Here is a 19928-nt window from a genome sequence, read left to right on the forward strand (position 1 = left end):
TAAATCAATTTATCAATCGACTTTGATATCAATGGATTAGATCAAATGAGCTCCTCCATCGATAAGAACCGATGTGCCAGTTGTAAACCCATTTTTCGCTAAGTAAACATAGGTTTCAGCTATATCTTTAGGTTTAGCAACACGTCCAACAGGTAATTGCTTAGCAATCCCATGGTACATAATTTGTCTTTCATCTTCTGGCATTCCGCCGTAAAGAGGAGTGTCAACGATACCAGGTGATACCACGTTTACTCTGATAGGTGCCAGGTCTACTGAAAGTCCTCGTACTAATCCATCGATTGCTGAATTAATGGAAGCTAGAGTCGTTGCACCTTGAGGAGGACGCACACCATATACACCAGAAGTTAATGTAATAGAACTTTCATTATTCAAGTATGGAAGAGCAGCAAGAACCGAAATATACTGCCCCCAGAACTTACTATCAAAAGCCTCTCTTACTGTTGCAACAGGCAGTTCGCTAAAGTGACCCATTGCGCCTTCACCTGCAGTAACCACTAGGTGATCAAATTTTCCAACCTTCTTGAAAAAGCCAGCAACCTTTTCCTCGCTGCGAAAGTCGATTTCATAGCCCTCTACGTTACCACCAAGCTTCACTTTTGCGTCAGATAATTTTGAAGCAGAACGGCTAGCAATAATGACTTGAGCGGATTCATCGATAAACGCCTTAGCAGCGGCTAAACCAATACCAGATGTACCTCCTAAAACAACCACTCTTTTTCCTTTTAATGACAACGCAATTCCTCCTTTATTCATACGTTTGTTTAACCAACTTACGGATTCTGATTAAAGAATCCGCAAGTTAGATATATTTAAGTTTTTACATCACCATTGTTATTTAGCTAAAAGTTTTAGTGATTCACGATTGAATGCTGGAATATCTTTTGGTTCTCGACTTGTTACAATATTTTTGCTGATGACAACTTCTTCGTCTTTAAAATTTGCACCAGCATTTTTCAAATCGTTACGAATGGATTTATAGCCAGTGATGTCGACACCTTTTAAAAGGTCTGTATCGATTAACACTTGTGGTCCATGACAAATGGCAAAAACAGGTTTTCCATCTTGGATAAATGCTTTTGCAAATTCACCAAAACGATCGTCTTCACGCAATAAATCGGGAGAGAATCCACCAGGGATAAGCAACGCATCAAAGTCTGCAGGATGAACTTCATCAATGGATTTATCAATTTTTACGGTTGTGCCTTTTTTACCAGTTACTTCGTTACCTGATTGTTTGTCAATCGTGATAACTTCATGACCAGCTTCTTTAAAGGCTTGTGCTGGTTCAGTGTACTCCACATCTTCAAATAGGTTTGTTATAAGTGTAGCAATTTTTTTACTCATGCTCATTCACCTCCTTTCGATGACAAACAGAAGTAAAAATATTCATTTCTGTGCCATGTTCTGATTATCTTCATTAGAAGTTGATTTTATCTCCGTTGTAAGCCGCAATATAGATTTTTTTCATATCCTCCACCGATACTTCTCGTGGATTGGATGGAGTACAAGGATCCTCAACCGCTCCTGCTGCCATCTGGTTCAGGTGTTTTTCAAATTCTGCTTCTCCCACACCAAATTCCTTTAGTGTTAATGGCAGATCCAAAGATTTGTTTAAACGACGGATGAGGTCTGTTAACGAGTCAATCAATTCGTCATCCGTATTTCCGGTTAAACCAAGCATCCTTGCAATATCCGCATATCTTGAGCTTTCCACCTTTCTATTATAATCAATCACATATGGCAAGTAGAGTGCATTTGCTGTACCGTGCGGAATTTCAAAAATGGCTCCGCTCTTATGGGCTAAGCTGTGGACAATTCCTAAAAATCCATTGGAAAAGGCCATGCCGGCTATGGCCTGGGCATAATGCATTTCTGCCCTTGCCTGTTTGTCACCTACTGCGGATTTTTCAATATTTTCTACCACTTGCCTTATCGACTGCATGGCCAGCGGATCAGTAAAAGAGTTGTGCAGGGTGGATACATATGCCTCAATGCCATGTGTCAATGCATCCATCCCCGTATAGGCTACAATCGAAGCAGGCATGGAATACGTCAGTTCAGGATCAACGATTGCAATGTCAGGCGTAATTTCATATCCAAAAACCGGATACTTCACTCCCTTATCATAGTCCGTAATAACGGAGAATGGAGATACATCACTGCCTGTTCCGCTAGTAGTTGAAATGGCAATAAAGCGAGCTTTTTCACGCAATGTTGGCAGTACATTTGGAGCCTTGATTTGGTCAAATGGCAGTTCGGGGTTTTCATAAAAAATCCACATCAGCTTAGCCGCATCAAGCGGAGATCCGCCGCCGGCAGCAATGATCCAATCCGGCTGGAATTCTTCCATCTTCTTGCCGCCGTTTTGAGCGGTTGTAATAGATGGATCGTTTTCAACACCATCGATTAGTTGCGTCTCAATGCCTGCCTCTCGTAAATAAGTTTGGATTTTATCGAGATAACCGGATTTTTTAATCGATTGACCGCCAATAACAACCGTCGCTTTTTTCCCTTCAAGGGTTTTTAAAACTTCTAGGGATCCTTCTCCAAAATAAACATCTCTCGGAATAGTAAATCGATTCATATGTGTAAATTCTCCTTTTCTGTGGTGAAATTAGCAACTTTAAGATTCCCTTATCCATTTTTTAAAAATTGAGTACGTCATAAGTGTTTCCCATCATCTTAAGTGTTACTAATGAACAAACTCAGGTTCTCCCTCAACAATGGTGCTTACTATATCTTCTGCTTCGATTTCGAGTAATTTCTCCAAGAACCTTATGGTCCCTAATACTGCTTGAATATCCCCCTCTGTTTGTACGTCTTCCATTTTCTTTTGAACAATCAGTTCATTTATAACTTGTTTGAAAGCCTGGGTCTTTATAAGCCATTCTCCAACAAGGTTCTTTGTTGCGTCTTTCTCGCCTGCATTTTTCACTGCAAATAAACTTTCCGTTTTTGTTTCTACGAGCGTTACGGAACCAAAATCGGAATCCATACGGATGCGAAAATAATTCTTTCTACTGTCATAATATCTTTCTTCTTTTAATAGAAAATACTCTATCCCTACTGTGATTTCAAAAAAGGGTTCTGTCTCTGTAGGATAATGTAGTTCTCTTACATCAACACTTTTGACAACGTCTAAATACGTCTCCAAACCATATTTGGTACTAATGATTTTTGCATCCATTACGTTCATGATTTCACTCCCTTTTTCACCTTGCGGATTGTTTTAATATATAATCATCTTGTTTACTAAAATCCATCCCATATTAACCTAATTGCTTTTTTCAACTGCATGGCCACCAAACTCGTTCCGAAGGGCAGCAACCACTTTCCCTGTAAAGGTGTCATGATCTAAAGAACGGTAGCGCATCAAAAGAGACATGGCGATCACTGGAGTAGCTGCCTGCAGATCCAAGGCCGTCTCCACTGTCCACTTTCCTTCTCCTGAAGAATGCATGGTTCCTTTGATTTGTTCTAAGTTTGCATCTTTAGAAAATGCACGTTCTGTTAAGTCGATGAGCCATGAACGAATGACTGAACCGTTATTCCATACTCTTGCCACTTTTTCATAGTCAAAATCAAACTCACTTTTCTCCAGTACTTCAAATCCTTCGCCAATCGCAGCCATCATCCCATACTCGATTCCGTTGTGGACCATTTTTAAGAAATGGCCGCTGCCTGCTGGACCAGCATATAAATATCCTTTTTCTACCGCTGTGTCTCGAAATATGGGTTCAACCATACTCCAAACTTCTGCATCCCCGCCGACCATGTAACAAGCTCCGTTACGCGCTCCTTCCATTCCCCCGGATGTACCAACATCCATAAAGCTTACACCAACTTGCTTTAGCTGGCCGTAGCGGCGAATGGAGTCCTTATAATGAGAATTACCAGCTTCGATTATGATATCGCCTTTACTCAAGTATGGAGTGATCTCATTTATAACTGAATCGACAACAGCGTGCGGAACCATGATCCAGATAATTCTGGGTCCGTCCAGGATTTTAATAAGTTCCGTAAAACTCGATGTTTCTATAGCACCGTACTTACTGATTTCTTCTACAGCATTAACATTTAAATCGAAGGCGGCTACTTCGTAGTTGTGGTCAATTAGATTTTTCCCTAAGTTTAACCCCATTTTCCCTAAGCCGATTAATCCAACTTGCATCCTCTTGTCCTCCTGTACTATTCGTGTTGTTATGGTATTTTTAATGCTTTTACTGATTGATCTTTTGAAATCATCTTATACTTAGACCCTTGGTATTCCCACCAATAAAACCCATCCTCTTTTAAAAGTTCATCCGAAGCACCCGGCCCCATCGAACCTGAACGATACAAATGTAAGGGGACTGTGTTTTCCTCAAACGCTTCTAAAACTGGCTGCACCCAATTCCACGATAATTCCACTTCATTCCAGTGGGCAAAGAATGTCGAGTCACCGCGTAATGCATCAAAGATTAAGAGTTCATAAGCTTCGGGTATGTCTTTTGCTCCTGTTGAGAAGTCAATTGAAATAGGCTCAATTTTCCCGTTTTTTAGCGGATTCTTACTATTTAATTGCAACGATATCCCTTCATTGGGATTGATATTGACAATTAATAGATTTGGTTCCGTTTGTTGATTGGATCCATACAATTCCTTCACTGGATTTTTAAACTCTATGACGATACGTGTCGACTTTTCCTTCATTCTCTTTCCTGTACGGATATAGAAAGGAACTCCACCCCAAAAATCATTATCAATCCATAAACGGGCGGAAACAAAAGTATCATTGACAGAGGAAGAATCAATCCCAGGTTCCTCCCTGTATCCAACCACTGGCTCATGATTCATTTCTCCGGCACTATATTGGCCACGGACAACTTGAGAACCGACATCCTCTTTCTGCAAAGGCCGCAATGATTCCATCACCTTTCTCTTTTCATTCCGGATATCTGCCGCACTTGTCGTTTTTGGTAAATGCATGGCCGTCATCATCAACATTTGCAGCATATGATTCTGGAACATATCCCGGATGGCTCCGGCTTGATCATAGTAGCCCGCTCTATCTTCTACTCCAACCGTTTCACTAGCCGTTATTTGTATATTGGCTATGTGCTGATTATTCCATAAGGATTGAAGTACAGGATTGGTAAATGCCAATGCTTCGAGGTTTTGAACCATTGTTTTGCCAAGATAATGGTCTATCCGGTAAATTTCCTCTTCGCTAAAAGATTTGCGTAGCCTTTGATTTAAATCTTGGGCGGAAACCATATCATGCCCAAACGGCTTTTCAATAATCAGGCGTTTCCATCCATTGGTCGTTCCCAATCCGCTTTCTTTAATATTAGAGGCGATTACATCGAAAAACTCGGGTGCAACAGACAGATAGAATAATCGATTTTCAGGAATGTTTAACTCCCGTTCACGCCTCTGAACCAAATTAAGCAGTTCTTGATACCCTTCCACATCCGTTACATCTAATTGGCTGTAACGAAACGCGTCGATAAATTCTTTTAATTTAGCTTTATCTTCGATAAAGCGTCTAGAAAATGTTCTTAATGAATGTTCTACATTTGTTTGAAATGTACCATCCGATAGTTCTCTCCTGCCTAACCCAATAATTGAAAATGACTGGGGCATCTTTTTATCTAAAAACAAATTAAAAAGAGCCGGATAAATTTTTCTTTTGGCCAAATCACCCGTTGCTCCAAACAAAACAAAGGTCATAGAATCCACTTTTCATTCCTCCATTTTTCAAAACATTTTGCAATAGAAAAGGTAGGTACCTACTCTAATACTTGATTAATTGTTGGTTATGGTAACCATATAAGGCACATCAAATTTTTTACGATCTAAATGTTTGAAGACTTTCGCTACCCTGCATCCGCTTTATACACTTGATTATTTCACCCAACTTGCACCATGAAAATGACTTTCCGGAAATGGTCATAGCCACATTGAGGACATTAATCATTTGTAGTGATCGTTAAACATCTTTCGCAAACTTTTCGATGTTTTGCTTTTTTCCTTCCACTTATCGTTTCATTCCTTTCTGCATTCATTAATAATGCGTATAACTTCCACCTAACAACTGTATTGGAAGTTGTTACAGTTTAGAAAGATTAGATTTATCCTAAATCCGATTTTATTTTCAAAATACAAAGGAGAATTCTTCATTCCCCTGTTAAAAGGCCTAATGGTATATGTCCCTTTTCATCTTAACAATTGCCGCTTAAAAAAGATTGGTTGCTGCATTGATATTAGTATAATATCTACAACAAATAATTAAAAGTACGCACTTTTTTATTATATAATGTTTAAAAATATACTTAGTATACTTTTATATACCATATGGTGTTGTGAGATTTTCAATTAGAGGATTTAAAATAAAAAAATCTTCGTTATTTACGAAGATCTTTCAAAATTACCTTGGAGTCATTATTTAAATAATAGTTTTATCGACTCATGATAAATAAAGGAATATCCTTGGGTTCACGACTCGTTGTAATGTTTTGCTTACTGCTGACTCTTTGCCCTTGTCGTTTGCACATTCATTTATCAAAGCTTTGAGGATTGGTTTATAACGGGCGATATACACAAGTATCGACATGAGGCTAATTAATATAAGCAAATATTAAGCTTTATTATTTAGAAGGATTTGCTTTCGGTTGTATAAGCGACCTATCTATACCAGATGTTTCACAAACATAGGACGCCTCCATAATAGCTGATGGATCTGCTGCTAAAACGACACTTTTTAATTTGGAAAAAAGAAACCTGTTCGTAATACAATAAATAACCTTCTTTCTTTCCCCTAAAAAACCGCCTTCTCCATATAAAAATGTGATGCTGATATTTAAATGATTGATAATACTATCTCCAACTTCATCAGGTTTTTCTGAAATGATCATGACAGATTTTCCATGATTTAATCCATCTAAAACATAATTAATCATTTTCGTCACTATATAAAAAACTGCTAGAGAAAGCATGGCCTGTTCCAATGTATAGACAACCGCCGCAATCGTAAATATGAAAGCATTTACGACTAATAAAAATGAGGCAATCGGAAATCGATAGTGTTGGTTAAACCAAATCGCCAGCATTTCAGTGCCATCTATTGCACCGCCAAATTTTACAACGATTCCTATCCCAACTCCTAAGATTACCCCACCGTATAAAACAATTAGAACTTCAGATTTAGTAATAGGAGGAATCGATTTAAATAGTACTAAACCAACGGTAGTAATGATATTTGCATATAGAGTTCTAATTACAAAGGTTTTACCCACTTCTTTAGCTGTAAAAATTAAGATAGGAATATTTAAGCCCAAAAATACAGCATAAATTGGGATTCCCCATAAAGCATTGGCCATAATCGATAACGCTGTTACACCACCATCTACTAGCCCGTTTGGTGCTAACATCGTTTCTAATCCCATAGCAACGATTGACGCCCCCAAAGTTAAAAAAACATACTCAACAAATTTTTTCATCATCTCACCTGAAAATATGTATTATTCATGTTTCCTTACTATAAAACAGTTCAGCTAAAATCCTTTACAGGATTATTATTTACCTTTTTCCAGATTGTATTCCTTTATTTCCTTTATGCACTGGATCATTGCAAATAAAAAGACCACAAGTCTTGACTTATTAAAAGTCTACTTGTGGTTTTTTTTAAATCCCCTCTTTTTAGAACGATTGCTATTTAATAGACGCACTTTTATTGGCAGGAGTATCCATCACATTCTCCATATAATTTTTACCCCATTCATACATGGAATCGAGTATTGGCATTAAGCTTTTTCCTTGTTCGGTCAATGAATATTCCACTTTTTTGCGGAACAACAGGATAGACTTTTCGTTCAACAATGAGGTTTCTTCTAGCTCGCGTAATTGGTTAACAAGCATCGTTGAGTAATGCCCGGCATAAGAGCCTTCAGCTCACCAAATCGCTTCGTTCCCTCTTTTCTTAAATGCCACAAAATCAATATTTTCCATTTACTACCAATAACATAAAGCGTTAATTCTTTTTCACAGTTAAACATTTTTTCCTGAATACGTGACATTTGTTTCACCTCCACTTCTATATAGAATAACTAATAGTATACTTTTTAACACTATGTATATTAAAAGTGCGTACTTTCACACTTTTAATATACACATTATACTTACACTGTACCATTGTTAACAAGAGCATTGGTTACGGTTGCCAGGAGAAATGAAAGTGAGTAATGGGCATAATTACTACTGTGCAACAAACTTAAAAAATTATGAGGAGTGAAACATAGATGGAATTACAATTAGCATTAGATTTAGTCAACATTCCAGAAGCAATCGAATTGATAAAAGAAGTAGAGGAGCATATTGATATCGTAGAAATCGGAACACCGGTTGTGATCAACGAAGGTCTCCATGCTGTAAAGGCAGTAAAAGAAGCATTCCCTAACTTAAAAGTATTAGCAGACCTGAAAATTATGGATGCTGCTGGATATGAAGTGATGAAAGCTTCCGAAGCAGGTGCTGATATCATCACTATTCTTGGAACGGCTGAAGATATGTCGATTAAAGGTGCTGTAGAAGAAGCGAAAAAACAGGGTAAAAAAGTCCTTGTCGATATGATTGCGGTAAAAGACCTTGCTGGACGTGCTAAAGAAGTGGATACTATGGGCGTGGATTATATTTGTGTTCACACGGGCTACGATCTTCAAGCAGTCGGAAAAAATTCTTTTGAAGATCTACAAACCATCAAAAGTGTGGTTAAAAATGCTAAAACGGCCATCGCAGGCGGCATTAAATTAGAAACACTTCCAGAAGTCATTAAAGTAAATCCAGACCTTGTCATTGTAGGCGGCGGGATTACTGGACAAGCTGATAAAAAAGCTGCTGCTGCCAAAATGCAACAAATGATCAAAGAACAAACGGTTACAGCAGGTCAATCCTAAAATGCAGACGACTCAATATTTAGCAGAAATCTTAAAAGAGCTTAATCATTCAGCTGACTTAATCGCAGATGAAGAAGCTGAAAAACTCGTCAACGGGATACTTGAATCGAAAAAGGTTTTTGTCGCCGGTGCAGGCAGATCAGGATTCATGGCCAAATCCTTCGCCATGCGGATGATGCATATGGGAATTGATTCTTATGTAATCGGTGAAACTGTAACTCCCAACTTTGAAAAAGAGGATATCTTAATCATCGGATCCGGATCCGGGGAAACGAAAAGCTTAGTCTCCATGGCTGAAAAAGCAAAAAGCATTGGTGGTAAAATTGCAACTGTCACGATATTCCCTGATTCCACTATTGGACAGTTTGCAGATATCACCATTAAATTGCCTGGATCCCCGAAAGACCAATCAGAGGGCGATTATAAAACCATCCAACCAATGGGCTCACTATTTGAGCAGACCCTTTTACTTTTTTATGATGCCGTCATCTTGAGATTCATGGAGAAAAAGGGATTAGATACCAATAAGATGTATGGCAGACATGCCAATCTTGAATAAAACATAGTCCTAAGAATGTAATAACCAAAAGACCGCAGACATACTAAAGAAACTTTGCGGTCTTTTGGTTAGTCTTTAAAACATTATTTTGTTATTATTAACAATTATTCTAAAATTTTTTAAAAAGGAATGATAGCATGATTTCATTAAAAGGAAAAACTGCTTTAATTACTGGGGCAGGCAGAGGAATCGGGCGTGCTACTGCGATTGCTTTAGCAAAAGAAGGAGTTCATTTAGGATTGATTGGATTAACGATGTCAAATCTTGAAAAGGTAACTGCGGAACTAGAGCAATATGATGTGAACGTTTCAGCAGCAACAGCAGATGTAGCCGATCTTGAAGCAGTTCATCAAGCTGTTGAACACATCAAATCAGACCTAGGTTCTATTGATATTTTAATCAACAATGCAGGTATAGCTAAATTTGGCGGTTTTCTTGATTTAACTCCTGAAGAATGGGAAAACATCATCCGAGTAAACTTGATGGGTGTATATAATGTAACAAGAGCCGTTTTACCTGATATGATTGAAAGAAAATCAGGAGATATTGTGAATATCTCCTCTACTGCGGGCCAAAAAGGAGCACCTGTTACAAGTGCTTACAGCGCTTCTAAATTTGCTGTTTTAGGACTAACGGAATCACTCATGCTAGAGGTAAGAAAGCATAATATCCGTGTAACGGCATTAACACCAAGTACAGTTGCAACTGATTTGGCCATTGAAACCAATCTTATTAGTGGAAATCCTGAAAATGTTATGCAACCAGAGGATTTAGCAGAGCTGCTTGTAGCCGGGTTAAAGCTTCATCCAAGAGTCCTAGTAAAGACTTCAGGATTATGGTCAACTAATCCTTAATTGAGAAGCGATCGTCTCTTCTTGTCTATATTGGTTAAGAAGTAGGCTAGTTGTAAAGTGTACCCTTTGTAAAGGACATTTTTAAAAAAGGGATTAGGCAGCCTAAAGAAGATGATCTCTGTATTGTGGAGAGACCCCAGTCAAATAGACAGAAATAAAAAAGACCAATTAAGCAACCTGTGTTCTATATTGATATGGACTCAGGTTGTTTAATTTTTTCTGGAAGCGATGATGGTTATAGAATCGAATATACATACTTACAGCACCTCGAACCTCTTCAGAGGTACCGAAAGAGTTCATATAGAAACACTCCGATTTAAAGTGGCTGAAGAAATTCTCCATACAAGCGTTATCCCAGCAGTTTCCCTTTCTTGACATACTGGATTGCATTTTATATTTTTTCAAATAGGTTATTGTATTGGTGGGAAGTGTATTGGTACCCCTGGTCGCAATGCGGAAGAGTTCCTTTAACATTCCGTTTTTTCTTTGCTTTTTTTATTGTTACTATTACAAGTTTTAAGTCGTTTCTCCGGCTGACTTGGTAAGAAATGATTTCATTGTTATAGAGGTCTTTTATGGTGGATAGGAAAAGTCTCTGTCTATTAAAAATCAAATATGTAATGTCAGTTACCCATTTCTCATTAAATCTGGATGCATGAAAATCCCTATTAAAAGGTTTTTAGAAATGACATATGCTTCTTTCTTCCCGTAATAAGGTTTCCTTTTCGGAAAAGGGACTTTAACTCTAGCTCCCGCATAAGACGCTGGACACGCTTGTGGTTCAGGTTTAAACCGTAGGTTTAATCCAGCCATACATTTTCCTCTTCGATACCCATAGATTCCTTTGAGTTTATTGTAGCATCCTATAATTTTTTTCTTAATCTCTACATCATCCAGTTGCTTTTCAGAAGGGGATATTTTACGTTTTAACCATTTGTAATATCCGCTTCTTGATATATGTGCAATTTCGCATAATAACTGAATAGGATAGTGTTCCTTGGACATTTCCCTAATTACCTCATACTTTTTCCTTGTCGTTACTGCCTTCATTCCCCCTTTTACATCTTTAAGAGCTTTTTTAGCATGTCGTTCTCCGCCTCTAAACGTCTGATTTTTTCTTCTGGATCCTTCGGAGCTGTTCTTGGTCTGCCCTTACCAAGCCCCTTCGCGTCTTCTTAAGTATTGCCTTTTCCCCTAAATTCCAGAAATCTATTTTCATGGTAGTTCATTAAGAAATGATTCAATATTCAACTATATTTAGCCATTGACCATCAGGACCAATTGTTATGTGAGGGATATGTATCTCAATGGAGAATGCATGAAGATGCCATGAATAAGGCGCAAGCCGTATTAGTGAATTTTCATCACAAGCTAAATTTGTCTTCCTATTGGGGTGACGGTACAACTTCTTCGTCAGATGGAATGAGAATGCAGGTTGGAGTTTCATCCTTGCACGCAGACGCAAATCCTCATTACGGAACAGGAAAAGGAACTACAATTTATCGATTTACCAGTGACCAGTTCTCATCGTATTACACAAAAATTATTCATACCAATTCAAGAGATGCTATTCATGTTCTAGATGGTTTATTGCATCATGAGACCGACTTAAATATAGAAGAGCAATTCACTGACACAGCTGGCTATACAGATCAAATTTTTGGATTAACGCACCTATTAGGCTTTAAATTCGCCCCAAGAATACGAGATTTTTCAGATTCAAAACTTTTTACATTAGAAAAGGCAAACGAGTATCCAAAATTAGAGTCCTTTTTACGCGGTCAAATCAATATAAAAATTATTAAAGAAAATTATGAGGATGTTTTACGATTAGCTCATTCTATAAGAGAAGGAACTGTTTCAGCATCACTTATTATGGGAAAGTTAGGCTCTTACTCGAGGCAAAACAGTTTAGCTACAGCCTTACTTGAGATGGGAAGGATCGAAAAGACGATTTTTATTCTTAATTACCTAACTAGTGAATCTTTAAGACGAAAGATTCAAAAAGGCTTAAACAAAGGAGAAGCTATGAATAGACTCGCAAGAGCTATTTTCTTTGGAAAACAAAGGGAACTTAGGGACCGAACGATACAGCATCAACTACAAAGAGCCAGTGCGTTAAATATTATTATCAATGCTATAAGTGTTTGGAATACCCTACACCTTACTAAAGCAGTGGAACATAAAAAGGAATTAGGAGATTTTAATGAAGACTTGTTACACCAAATGTCTCCTTTAGGATGGGAACACATAAATTTACTAGGAGAATACCATTTTAAATCAGAAAAATTTGTCTCGGCAGATTCATTAAGACCATTAATAATTACTTAACGTTGTTAAAAACCAGGTAATTGTCAGGAAAATCGGCTTAACGTTGTAAATCCGCATTTTCCTGACGCTACCCCTGTGTGAGATAAGGGGATTAACAATAATATAAACATATTTTTGTTCCTCTAAAAACTGAATAACGGGAGTATGATAGTGCCCAGTTGATTCTAAAACAACCGAAGGTTGATAACCGCCAGCTGCTCTCTCCACCTCATGTCCCTAAACCTTCAAGATCGTGTTTAATACTAATGCTCTTACGATATGGTTTACCCTTATATAAAAATCCTGTACCTGACTTTCTCCTTTTGATACATCCAGACCAATGACTGAATTCATACTTTATCTCCTCCTAGAAATACAATATTAGTCTGTATCCCCTAGGGCTTTTTGTAATGTCATAGGTTCGCTTGTTAAACGGGATCGTTGTCCCAACCAGCCTGAAACATGGTTATACAAGTAGGGGGTAAACAGTTTAGCTGACGGGATTAAATCCCACGGGTGCGACGTTCTACCCCGACTACCGTTATATTAAGACCATATGAAAAAAGGTCAACCAGAAAAATCTGGCTAACCTTATATTACGAACGGGTGCAAGAGTTACAAAAGCAACGCTGCTTGGCGTTACTTTTGTAACTAAAAATACTTTTGATAAAATTCTTGCCGGTGCTTTCCACTTAGCTGTGAACTGCACCTCCAATTGTTAGTTAAGTCTAGCAATTGGGGTGTAGTTCACAGCAGTCGGCCTTTTATTTATTTCCCATTGCTTATAATCGTATCACCGATTTATCGGGCAACGGAATTCTATTATTTTGTACTTTCCACGAACAGGTTTTTAAACAAAACCCTCTAGAACAACTTTGCCAATCGTCCTATTGCTCTCCAATAACTTGTGGGCTTTACGAAGATTCTCTGCTGAAATGGGTTCAAGCACTTCGGCGAGCGTTGTCTTCAATTTTTGATGGTCCACTGCATCAGCGATCCGATTAAGCAACAGGTGCTGCTCAATCATATCGTCCGTTTCATAAAGCGAGCGCGTAAACATAAACTCCCACACGAAGGTGACGCTTTTTTGCTTGAGCAGTTTGAGGTCAAGCGGAGAGGTCGGATCATCAATTGCGCATACAACCCCTTGGGGAGAAACGGCTTCGCTGATGCCGGCCCAGTGTTTCTCCAAAGCATTCAGGCAGAAAATGTACGGTACGTTTGGAAACCCAATTGCTTGAAGCTGCGGAAGTAGCGGGTCATGGTGATCGATGGTATAGTCGGCGCCCATTGATCTAACCCAATTGACAGTTTCCGGCCGGGAAGCAGTCCCGATTACAGTAAGCCCCGCTTGTTTTGCAAGCTGAGTGGCAATGGACCCTACACCCCCGGCTGCCCCAATGATCAGCAGGGACTTTCCTTCATTGGCACGCGGATCTTGGGAAATTAACATTCGGGTAAATAACGCTTCCCAAGCTGTGATAGAGGTTAGAGGAAGGGCTGCTGCTTCCGCGAAATTCAAGGAAGCGGGCTTGCGTCCAACGATTCGTTCGTCAACCAGATGATATTCACTGTTTCCGCCTTGTCGTGCAATACTACCAGCATAAAAAACTTCATCACCTGGACGGAACAACGAGCAATCCGGTCCCGCCTCTTCAACAATTCCTGCTACATCCCAACCTAAAATTTTAGAAACTTCTTCAACTTTGTCTTTAGGCGCCCGCACCTTGGTGTCAACCGGATTGACCGATATGGCGACTACTTTAACCAAAATGTCACGACCCGTCGCTCTTGGTTTCTCTATAACTACGTCTACCAGGCTTTTTGGATTTCCAATTGGAAGGTACCGGGTAAGTCCTACCGCCTTCATTGTATCCATGATAAACCACATCCTTTCCTAAACAGTATACCCTATGCAAGTAATGATTTATAAAGGGGTTTGCCATTCTAATACTACCATCTTTCATACAAAATAAATGTGTTTTTTTGTTCTATTTCATGAACTACTTTTTATCCTGCTCTTTCTTCAGGCGCTTTATAGACTGTCTGATGATACAGTGATAGAGAACGCCCGGGTTAATCTTGCTTATAAATGGTTTCTTAGATTAAATCCGGAGGATGTCCTCCGACCCTTCCCAATTAAGCCGGTTTAGAAATCACCGGCTTGGAGCCGATAATGTAGTAAAGGTTGTAGACGCCATAATAAATCAATGTATTGATAAAGGGCTGATTAAATCAAAGTCTATCATCCTAGATTCCACCCATTCTTATGAATGCATCCAAGCAAAAGCGAATCAAAGTATTGACGAAGCAGCGAACAGGTTAATACGAGCTGTTAAAAAGAAAAATAAAAAGGTATATCAGGAATTGCCTACTTTACCCAAGCTCGAAGAAGCTTCCGATGAAACACTTGCCAAAGAAATGCTTCATTATCTGGCTGAACTCGTCGAAATGGTCGAAGAAAAAATTCCTTACGCCAAAGGCGCCATAAACGAAAAGATGACAATTGCCAAACAAATTGTGGAAGACGAATGCCTATTAGCGAAAAAGGGAATTCAGTCTGCCGTGGATCCCGATGCCCGCTTTGCCTGGAAATCCACCACCAAAAATTTCACGGGATATAAAAGCCATCTCGCTTTGACTGAAGAAGAAATGATTACGGGGTGTAACTGAACGCCTGGAAATAGAAGATGATGGGAAATAGTTCAAATCCCTGGTAGAAGCAAGCCAGAAACATTCCCTTGAAATTGAAAATGTATTCGGCAGATACAGCCTATTCAGGAAAAGATAAAAGCCTATATCCCATTGAATCTATCTGTTTATGGAACACGTGAAGAGGCCTCTTTTAGGTACGATAAGGAAAAAGACCAGGTTCAATGTCCAGCCGGACAGTGGACCACCAGAAAGGCAAGAACGGGGAAAAAGCAAAACCTATTCGATTTCAATTAAATCCGAAGAACATAAAAGGCAGATGAAATTCCTTGAATCGGATGACTACAAGGAACGGAAAAAGGTGCGCTTGCTAATTGAACATAAGAATGCGGAAATGAAAAGGGTTCATGGTTTAACCAGGGCAAAGTTTATTTGGCATGCGAATACAAACTTGCCTGACTGCATCACGGTCAATGTGAAAAAGGCCTCCCAGTAACCTGGAGGAGGCTTTGAAAGTAAAATAAGAAAAAAGAGCACATAATAAATATAAAAACATTCATTGGGTGCTCTTTTTAATACTGCCTTTGAGAAATCGGGACTTTTTACAGGACTCTCTTATTGAGGTCATCTTTTTTTCCTATACGTGAATATCTATATTCTATTTGGGACAGAATAAGTCTGTTCCAAAATGAGCGTAAAGGAAGGATGATTTTTTTGGAAAATAAATTAAACTTTCATGTAACTGGAAAATCTAAGGGAATGCAAACTATTGCAAAATCTGACCAACATACAATCACTATTGATGAGCCACCTGCAATGGGAGGGGAGGATACAGGTCCCGACCCATTAACTACTTTCCTATGCGCTTTGTCTGGCTGTGAAAATGTCGTTGCAAATGTAGTGGCTAAGGAACTAAAGTTTGACCTTCAAGGAATTGAATTTGATATTCGTGGCGTTGTCGATCGAAGGGGATTTATGGGGGATCCAAACGTTAAGCCTTATTTCGAAAAGGTGACTATTGATACCAAAGTACAAACAAGTGAAACTGAAGAAAGGATAGCTGAATTACAGAGAATTACCGATTCCCGCTGTCCGCTTTATACAACCTTGAAGGCTGCTGGGGTTGAACTTAAATCGAAATGGTCAAAAGCTTAATTACATAACCTCATTAGAATACAGATCCAAAAAACCCTGGTGCAACGATTATGCGTTGGGTACATCAATATGGCCCTGATTTAGATAAGAGAATTCGTCGGCATCTCAAGCAGACCAATGACTCGTGGAGAGTAGATGAAACATACAAAAAAGTAAAAGGAAAATGGATGTATTTGTATCGTGCAGTTGATTCAGAAGGGAATACGATTGATTTTTATCTAAGTGAATTAAGAGATAAACAAGCATCCAAGCGCTTTTTTAAGAAAGCCTTGGCTACTTGCCATTCTACAACTCCACGTGTGATTACGGTTGATAAGAACCCAGTTTATCCTGTAGCGATTCAAGAGTTAAAAGAAGAAAAAAGTATGCCAGAAGGCATACGAGTACGACAAATACGGTATCTGAACAACATTGTGGAACAAGATCATCGTTTTATAAAAAAACGGGTCCGTTCCATGTTAAGATTGAAATCGTTTCGAACAGCCACCTATATTTTGAGTGGTATCGAAGCTATGCATATGGTTAAAAAAGATCAACCTCATCAACGGGCAAATTCTGCCCAAAATGAGGTTGAATTCATTCATAAGTTGTTCGGAGTAGCTGCTTAATCCCAAAGTTAACAGGATATTACTATTATGTTCTATTTCATTATTTTTGCACCAGAACCAAATTTCACGAGTGAAAAGTAAGGTTAAAATTTGGAGGTGGAGAAATGCTTCCACAAGATAGACAAAGTGAAATCATGAAACAACTACATGAATTTAAAACAGTCAAAATTTTGGAACTAAGCAGAGAGTTAAACGTAACGCGAGAAACAATACGAAAAGATTTACCACAAATTTTTAAAGTATACATAGTCATGAGATTAAAAGGGGGAACAAGCATCCAGACGACTTATTACATCTAGCAAAGAGTAAAGTCCATCTCTCTCCTTTGTAGTCCCAGTAAATTTCTCTTGAACCATTTTTTTACAGCCGCACTCGGAAAGTAATATAATTTGTCGGTCTAAATTTTGTCAACTGTCGAAACTCGAGCATAACCGATTATCATAAAGAAGCTTCCTGCACAATTTAATAATCTAATTGTACAAGAGACATCATTTTTGCAAAGTATTTGGTAAAACTTTTGGTAATTATTTTTGGTAACCTATAAAATTAGTAAAATCAAGCATCAGTATTTCTCATAAATATTGTTACAAAAAATATGGTTTTTGGTAACAATATTTTTATTAATACAAAACCAATCATTATTTTGATAAACGCTCCATGAGAGTAGCTTTTTCTGCTTCAAAACCAGGTTTGTCAAGTAAAGCAAACATATTCTTCTTGTATGCTTCGACTCCAGGCTGGTCAAATGGGTTAACTCCTAATAGATGGCCACTAATCCCACATGCCTTCTCAAAAAAGTAAACCATCTCACCGTAAGTGTATTCATTCATTTCATCCAGTTCAATCACGAGATTAGGTACTTCTCCATCTATATGGGCCATAAGGGTACCCTGAAATGCACTTTTGTTGACTTCATCCATCGTCTTACCTGCCAGGAAGTTTAATCCATCAATATTTTCTGGATCCTCCTGAATAGTCACTTCAATTCGAGGTTTCTTAATCTGTAAAACCGTTTCTAAAAGGTTTCGTCGACCTTCTTGTACATATTGCCCCATGGAATGCAAATCCGTTGAAAAATCAACGGAAGCAGGGAATAGCCCCTTTTGATCTTTTCCTTCACTTTCCCCAAACAGCTGCTTCCACCATTCCGATACGTAGTGAAGGGAGGGCTCATAGTTAACAAGCACTTCAATTGCTTTTCCCTTATTGTAGAGTACATTTCGGACCGCAGCATACTGATAGCTCTCATTTGTCAATAAATCAGAATTGTTGTATTTACGGGCTGCTGCTGCTGCCCCTTCCATCATATGATCAATATCAAGTCCTGCTACGGCAATTGGTAAGAGACCAACTGCTGTTAGCATAGAATACCTTCCACCTACATCATCCGGAATAACAAACGTTTCATATCCTTCTTTGTCCGCGAGCTTTTTTAATACTCCTTTTTCCTGATCTGTAGTGGCAAAAATACGTTTTCTCGCCTCTTCTTTTCCGTATTTTTTCTCCATATAGTCACGAAAAATACGGAAAGCAAGGGCTGGCTCTGTCGTTGTTCCTGATTTGGAAATGACGTTAACAGAGATATCTTTCCCCTCTAATAGTTCAAATAAATGAGATATATAAGTAGAACTGATATTGTGACCGGCAAAATACACTTTTGTCTTATCGTTCATTTGGTTATGAAAGCTATGGGACAAAGCTTCTATAGCTGATCTTGCACCCAAATACGAACCACCAATACCAATTACAACCATTGCGTCTGAATGTTTCTTGATTCTTTCAGCAGCTTGTTTAATTCTTTCAAATTCACTCTTATCATAGTTTAGTGGCAAATGGACCCAACCAAGATAATCAGAGCCGGGGCCTGTTTTTTCATGTAGCATTTTATGAGCCACTTTTACAAATTCACTTAGATTATCTACTTCACTCTTTTTCATAAATGCTAATGCATTGGAGTAATCAAACGAAATAGTCATACATTACTTCCCCTTTCAATCAAATTTAGCTTAGCTGCTTCAATCGGAGATCCTTTTCCCTAAAAAAGGTCTCTCGGCATAGTAAAACGTTTCATGTTAGTGCATTCTCCTTTTCTACAGTATATAAGGGAGTTTTTAAAAACACATTTAAACTCCCCCTTTTCAATTTTGAAAAATCCTTAGTGGGACCGTGTAATTATCAATAGCGTACATTAAAAGATAGTTAGTATTAAGAAAACTCAATGGTCCCTCACTACATTGGCACTTAGTATGTCTTCTGTTTTGATTTCAAGTAATATTTCCAAGAATCTTATCGTTCCTAATACTTTTCGAGTGTCTCCCTCATTTTGAACATTCTCCATTTTCTTTTGTTGGATCAGTTCACTTATTACTTGCTTGAAAGCATTGGTTTTTATAAGCCATTCTCCAACCAGTAGCTTAGTTGAGTCTCTCTCGTGTTCGGTTTTGACAGCAAATAAACTTTCGGTATCTGTCTCTCTTAACGTAATTGAATTAAAATCTTCGCTCATTTGAATCCGAAAATAATTCCTTTCACTATCATAATATTTTCCGTCCCTTAGAAGAAAATACTCTATCCCTAATACTATTTCATAAAAGGGCTCATTATCTGATGGAGAATGGAGTTCTTTTACTTCGATATTCTTCACCATGTCTAAATAGGTTTCTAAACCATATTGTGTGTTAATGATTTTTGCATCAAATATGTTCATGATGTCACACCTCAATATTATTGTTTTATTTTTTTGCTCTGTTAAACTTGTCTGTTGGCTCCAGGTGCTCGCTTTCCGCGGGCGAGCCGGGAGCCTCCTCGGCGCTGTGCGGCTGCGGGGTCTCCCTTG

General features: G+C 38.4%; 21 protein-coding genes and 5 pseudogenes. 10 read left to right on the forward strand and 16 right to left on the reverse strand.

The features are described from left to right. Window positions 1-36: 36 nt before the first annotated feature. From QUF94_RS25400 to QUF94_RS25435, 8 genes and pseudogenes are all read right to left on the reverse strand, one after another. A complete protein-coding gene (locus QUF94_RS25400; RefSeq protein WP_289318545.1) occupies window positions 37-753 on the reverse strand; it encodes an SDR family oxidoreductase in 717 nt (238 codons plus the stop codon). Window positions 754-852: 99 nt separating this feature from the next. Next, on the reverse strand, window positions 853-1365 hold the full coding sequence (locus QUF94_RS25405; protein WP_251540064.1) for a type 1 glutamine amidotransferase domain-containing protein: 513 nt from the start codon (window positions 1363-1365) through the stop codon (window positions 853-855). Window positions 1366-1438: 73 nt separating this feature from the next. Then, a complete protein-coding gene (locus QUF94_RS25410) occupies window positions 1439-2605 on the reverse strand; it encodes an iron-containing alcohol dehydrogenase (protein ID WP_289318546.1) in 1167 nt (388 codons plus the stop codon). Between the two features lie 108 nt (window positions 2606-2713). After that, complete coding sequence (locus QUF94_RS25415) at window positions 2714-3217, reverse strand: hypothetical protein (protein WP_289318547.1); 504 nt, start codon at window positions 3215-3217, stop codon at window positions 2714-2716. 78 nt (window positions 3218-3295) lie between these two features. Beyond that, window positions 3296-4192 (reverse strand): phosphogluconate dehydrogenase (NAD(+)-dependent, decarboxylating), encoded by an 897-nt coding sequence (gnd, locus tag QUF94_RS25420; protein ID WP_289318548.1) that lies wholly within the window; start codon window positions 4190-4192, stop codon window positions 3296-3298. Between the two features lie 29 nt (window positions 4193-4221). Continuing rightward, on the reverse strand, window positions 4222-5742 hold the full coding sequence (gene zwf / locus QUF94_RS25425) for a glucose-6-phosphate dehydrogenase (protein ID WP_289318549.1): 1521 nt from the start codon (window positions 5740-5742) through the stop codon (window positions 4222-4224). 908 nt (window positions 5743-6650) lie between these two features. Continuing rightward, on the reverse strand, window positions 6651-7502 hold the full coding sequence (locus QUF94_RS25430; RefSeq protein ID WP_289318550.1) for a YitT family protein: 852 nt from the start codon (window positions 7500-7502) through the stop codon (window positions 6651-6653). 313 nt (window positions 7503-7815) lie between these two features. Further along, window positions 7816-8078 (reverse strand): annotated as a pseudogene (locus tag QUF94_RS25435) (winged helix-turn-helix transcriptional regulator); the annotation flags it as partial. 222 nt (window positions 8079-8300) lie between these two features. Here QUF94_RS25435 and hxlA point away from each other — a divergent pair. The 3 genes from hxlA to QUF94_RS25450 all read left to right on the forward strand — a co-directional run bounded on the left by hxlA (window position 8301) and on the right by QUF94_RS25450 (window position 10367). Next, window positions 8301-8954 carry a 3-hexulose-6-phosphate synthase gene (hxlA, locus tag QUF94_RS25440; RefSeq protein WP_289318551.1) on the forward strand — a complete coding sequence of 218 codons (654 nt, stop codon included), beginning with the start codon at window positions 8301-8303 and terminating at the stop codon, window positions 8952-8954. Window position 8955: 1 nt separating this feature from the next. Further along, a complete protein-coding gene (hxlB, locus tag QUF94_RS25445) occupies window positions 8956-9513 on the forward strand; it encodes a 6-phospho-3-hexuloisomerase (protein ID WP_289318552.1) in 558 nt (185 codons plus the stop codon). A gap of 137 nt (window positions 9514-9650) precedes the next feature. After that, window positions 9651-10367, forward strand: coding sequence for a 3-ketoacyl-ACP reductase (locus QUF94_RS25450; RefSeq protein ID WP_289318553.1), 717 nt, complete (start codon window positions 9651-9653; stop codon window positions 10365-10367). Between the two features lie 168 nt (window positions 10368-10535). Here QUF94_RS25450 and QUF94_RS28940 read toward each other — a convergent pair whose 3' ends face one another. From QUF94_RS28940 to QUF94_RS29155, 3 genes are read right to left on the reverse strand one after another with little or no spacing between them, the layout of a single operon-like run. After that, window positions 10536-10841 carry an IS3 family transposase gene (locus QUF94_RS28940; protein WP_353957722.1) on the reverse strand — a complete coding sequence of 102 codons (306 nt, stop codon included), beginning with the start codon at window positions 10839-10841 and terminating at the stop codon, window positions 10536-10538. After that, entirely contained in the window at window positions 10759-10980 is a 222-nt protein-coding gene (locus tag QUF94_RS28945; protein ID WP_353957723.1) for a DDE-type integrase/transposase/recombinase, read from the reverse strand. Before QUF94_RS28945 ends, QUF94_RS28940 begins: the two co-directional genes overlap by 83 nt. A gap of 14 nt (window positions 10981-10994) precedes the next feature. Then, entirely contained in the window at window positions 10995-11417 is a 423-nt protein-coding gene (locus QUF94_RS29155) for a hypothetical protein (RefSeq protein ID WP_289318554.1), read from the reverse strand. 249 nt (window positions 11418-11666) lie between these two features. On the opposite strand from QUF94_RS29155, the pseudogene QUF94_RS25460 reads away from it, so the two are divergent. Continuing rightward, a pseudogene (locus QUF94_RS25460) lies at window positions 11667-12698 on the forward strand (transposase); the annotation flags it as partial. Window positions 12699-12749: 51 nt separating this feature from the next. Here QUF94_RS25460 and QUF94_RS25465 read toward each other — a convergent pair. Further along, window positions 12750-13031: pseudogene (locus tag QUF94_RS25465) on the reverse strand (IS110 family transposase); the annotation flags it as partial. Between the two features lie 496 nt (window positions 13032-13527). After that, window positions 13528-14556 carry a zinc-binding alcohol dehydrogenase family protein gene (locus QUF94_RS25470; protein ID WP_289318555.1) on the reverse strand — a complete coding sequence of 343 codons (1029 nt, stop codon included), beginning with the start codon at window positions 14554-14556 and terminating at the stop codon, window positions 13528-13530. Window positions 14557-14653: 97 nt separating this feature from the next. Between QUF94_RS25470 and QUF94_RS28955 the strand changes: the two genes are divergently transcribed. The 6 genes and pseudogenes from QUF94_RS28955 (at window position 14654) to QUF94_RS28960 (ending at window position 17391) form a co-directional block, all read left to right on the forward strand. Beyond that, window positions 14654-14830 (forward strand): transposase, encoded by a 177-nt coding sequence (locus QUF94_RS28955; RefSeq protein ID WP_353957724.1) that lies wholly within the window; start codon window positions 14654-14656, stop codon window positions 14828-14830. Next, complete coding sequence (locus QUF94_RS25475; RefSeq protein WP_289318556.1) at window positions 14796-15350, forward strand: hypothetical protein; 555 nt, start codon at window positions 14796-14798, stop codon at window positions 15348-15350. Before QUF94_RS28955 ends, QUF94_RS25475 begins: the two co-directional genes overlap by 35 nt. Window positions 15351-15507: 157 nt before the next feature. Next, window positions 15508-15825, forward strand: a complete 318-nt coding sequence (locus QUF94_RS25480; RefSeq protein WP_289318557.1) for a hypothetical protein — start codon at window positions 15508-15510, stop codon at window positions 15823-15825. 209 nt (window positions 15826-16034) lie between these two features. Beyond that, window positions 16035-16484 carry an OsmC family protein gene (locus tag QUF94_RS25485; protein ID WP_483313700.1) on the forward strand — a complete coding sequence of 150 codons (450 nt, stop codon included), beginning with the start codon at window positions 16035-16037 and terminating at the stop codon, window positions 16482-16484. 44 nt (window positions 16485-16528) lie between these two features. Next, window positions 16529-17092, forward strand: a pseudogene (locus QUF94_RS25490) (IS6 family transposase); the annotation flags it as partial. Between the two features lie 104 nt (window positions 17093-17196). Continuing rightward, window positions 17197-17391: a DeoR family transcriptional regulator gene (locus QUF94_RS28960; protein WP_289336457.1), complete on the forward strand. Its 195-nt coding sequence runs from the start codon at window positions 17197-17199 to the stop codon at window positions 17389-17391. Here QUF94_RS28960 and QUF94_RS25495 read toward each other — a convergent pair. From QUF94_RS25495 to QUF94_RS25505, 3 genes and pseudogenes are all read right to left on the reverse strand, one after another. Continuing rightward, window positions 17368-17534, reverse strand: a pseudogene (locus tag QUF94_RS25495) (recombinase family protein); the annotation flags it as partial. The gene QUF94_RS28960 and the pseudogene QUF94_RS25495 overlap by 24 nt on opposite strands. Before the next feature lie 196 nt (window positions 17535-17730). Next, window positions 17731-19068 carry a glucose-6-phosphate isomerase gene (locus QUF94_RS25500; protein ID WP_289318559.1) on the reverse strand — a complete coding sequence of 446 codons (1338 nt, stop codon included), beginning with the start codon at window positions 19066-19068 and terminating at the stop codon, window positions 17731-17733. Window positions 19069-19307: 239 nt separating this feature from the next. After that, window positions 19308-19799 carry a hypothetical protein gene (locus QUF94_RS25505; protein WP_202187415.1) on the reverse strand — a complete coding sequence of 164 codons (492 nt, stop codon included), beginning with the start codon at window positions 19797-19799 and terminating at the stop codon, window positions 19308-19310. Window positions 19800-19928: the final 129 nt, after the last annotated feature.

The organism is Peribacillus sp. NJ4, from assembly GCF_030348345.1.
In the GTDB taxonomy this organism is placed as follows: Bacteria; Bacillota; Bacilli; order Bacillales; family DSM-1321; genus Peribacillus.

Excerpts from the sequence above, each read along its gene's own strand:
- QUF94_RS28940 (WP_353957722.1), bottom strand. The coding sequence starts at position 10,841 with ATGTTAAAGGAACTCTTCCGCATTGCGACCAGGGGTACCAATACACTT.
- QUF94_RS25500 (WP_289318559.1), bottom strand. The coding sequence starts at position 19,068 with ATGACTATTTCGTTTGATTACTCCAATGCATTAGCATTTATGAAAAAG.
- QUF94_RS25470 (WP_289318555.1), bottom strand. The coding sequence starts at position 14,556 with ATGGATACAATGAAGGCGGTAGGACTTACCCGGTACCTTCCAATTGGA.
- QUF94_RS25485 (WP_483313700.1), top strand. The coding sequence starts at position 16,035 with ATGATTTTTTTGGAAAATAAATTAAACTTTCATGTAACTGGAAAATCT.
- hxlA (WP_289318551.1), top strand. The coding sequence starts at position 8,301 with ATGGAATTACAATTAGCATTAGATTTAGTCAACATTCCAGAAGCAATC.
- QUF94_RS29155 (WP_289318554.1), bottom strand. The coding sequence starts at position 11,417 with ATGAAGGCAGTAACGACAAGGAAAAAGTATGAGGTAATTAGGGAAATG.
- QUF94_RS25475 (WP_289318556.1), top strand. The coding sequence starts at position 14,796 with ATGTCCTCCGACCCTTCCCAATTAAGCCGGTTTAGAAATCACCGGCTT.
- QUF94_RS28960 (WP_289336457.1), top strand. The coding sequence starts at position 17,197 with ATGCTTCCACAAGATAGACAAAGTGAAATCATGAAACAACTACATGAA.
- gnd (WP_289318548.1), bottom strand. The coding sequence starts at position 4,192 with ATGCAAGTTGGATTAATCGGCTTAGGGAAAATGGGGTTAAACTTAGGG.
- QUF94_RS25410 (WP_289318546.1), bottom strand. The coding sequence starts at position 2,605 with ATGAATCGATTTACTATTCCGAGAGATGTTTATTTTGGAGAAGGATCC.
- hxlB (WP_289318552.1), top strand. The coding sequence starts at position 8,956 with ATGCAGACGACTCAATATTTAGCAGAAATCTTAAAAGAGCTTAATCAT.
- QUF94_RS28955 (WP_353957724.1), top strand. The coding sequence starts at position 14,654 with ATGTGTTTTTTTGTTCTATTTCATGAACTACTTTTTATCCTGCTCTTT.
- QUF94_RS25505 (WP_202187415.1), bottom strand. The coding sequence starts at position 19,799 with ATGAACATATTTGATGCAAAAATCATTAACACACAATATGGTTTAGAA.
- QUF94_RS25430 (WP_289318550.1), bottom strand. The coding sequence starts at position 7,502 with ATGAAAAAATTTGTTGAGTATGTTTTTTTAACTTTGGGGGCGTCAATC.
- QUF94_RS25405 (WP_251540064.1), bottom strand. The coding sequence starts at position 1,365 with ATGAGTAAAAAAATTGCTACACTTATAACAAACCTATTTGAAGATGTG.
- QUF94_RS25415 (WP_289318547.1), bottom strand. The coding sequence starts at position 3,217 with ATGAACGTAATGGATGCAAAAATCATTAGTACCAAATATGGTTTGGAG.
- QUF94_RS25450 (WP_289318553.1), top strand. The coding sequence starts at position 9,651 with ATGATTTCATTAAAAGGAAAAACTGCTTTAATTACTGGGGCAGGCAGA.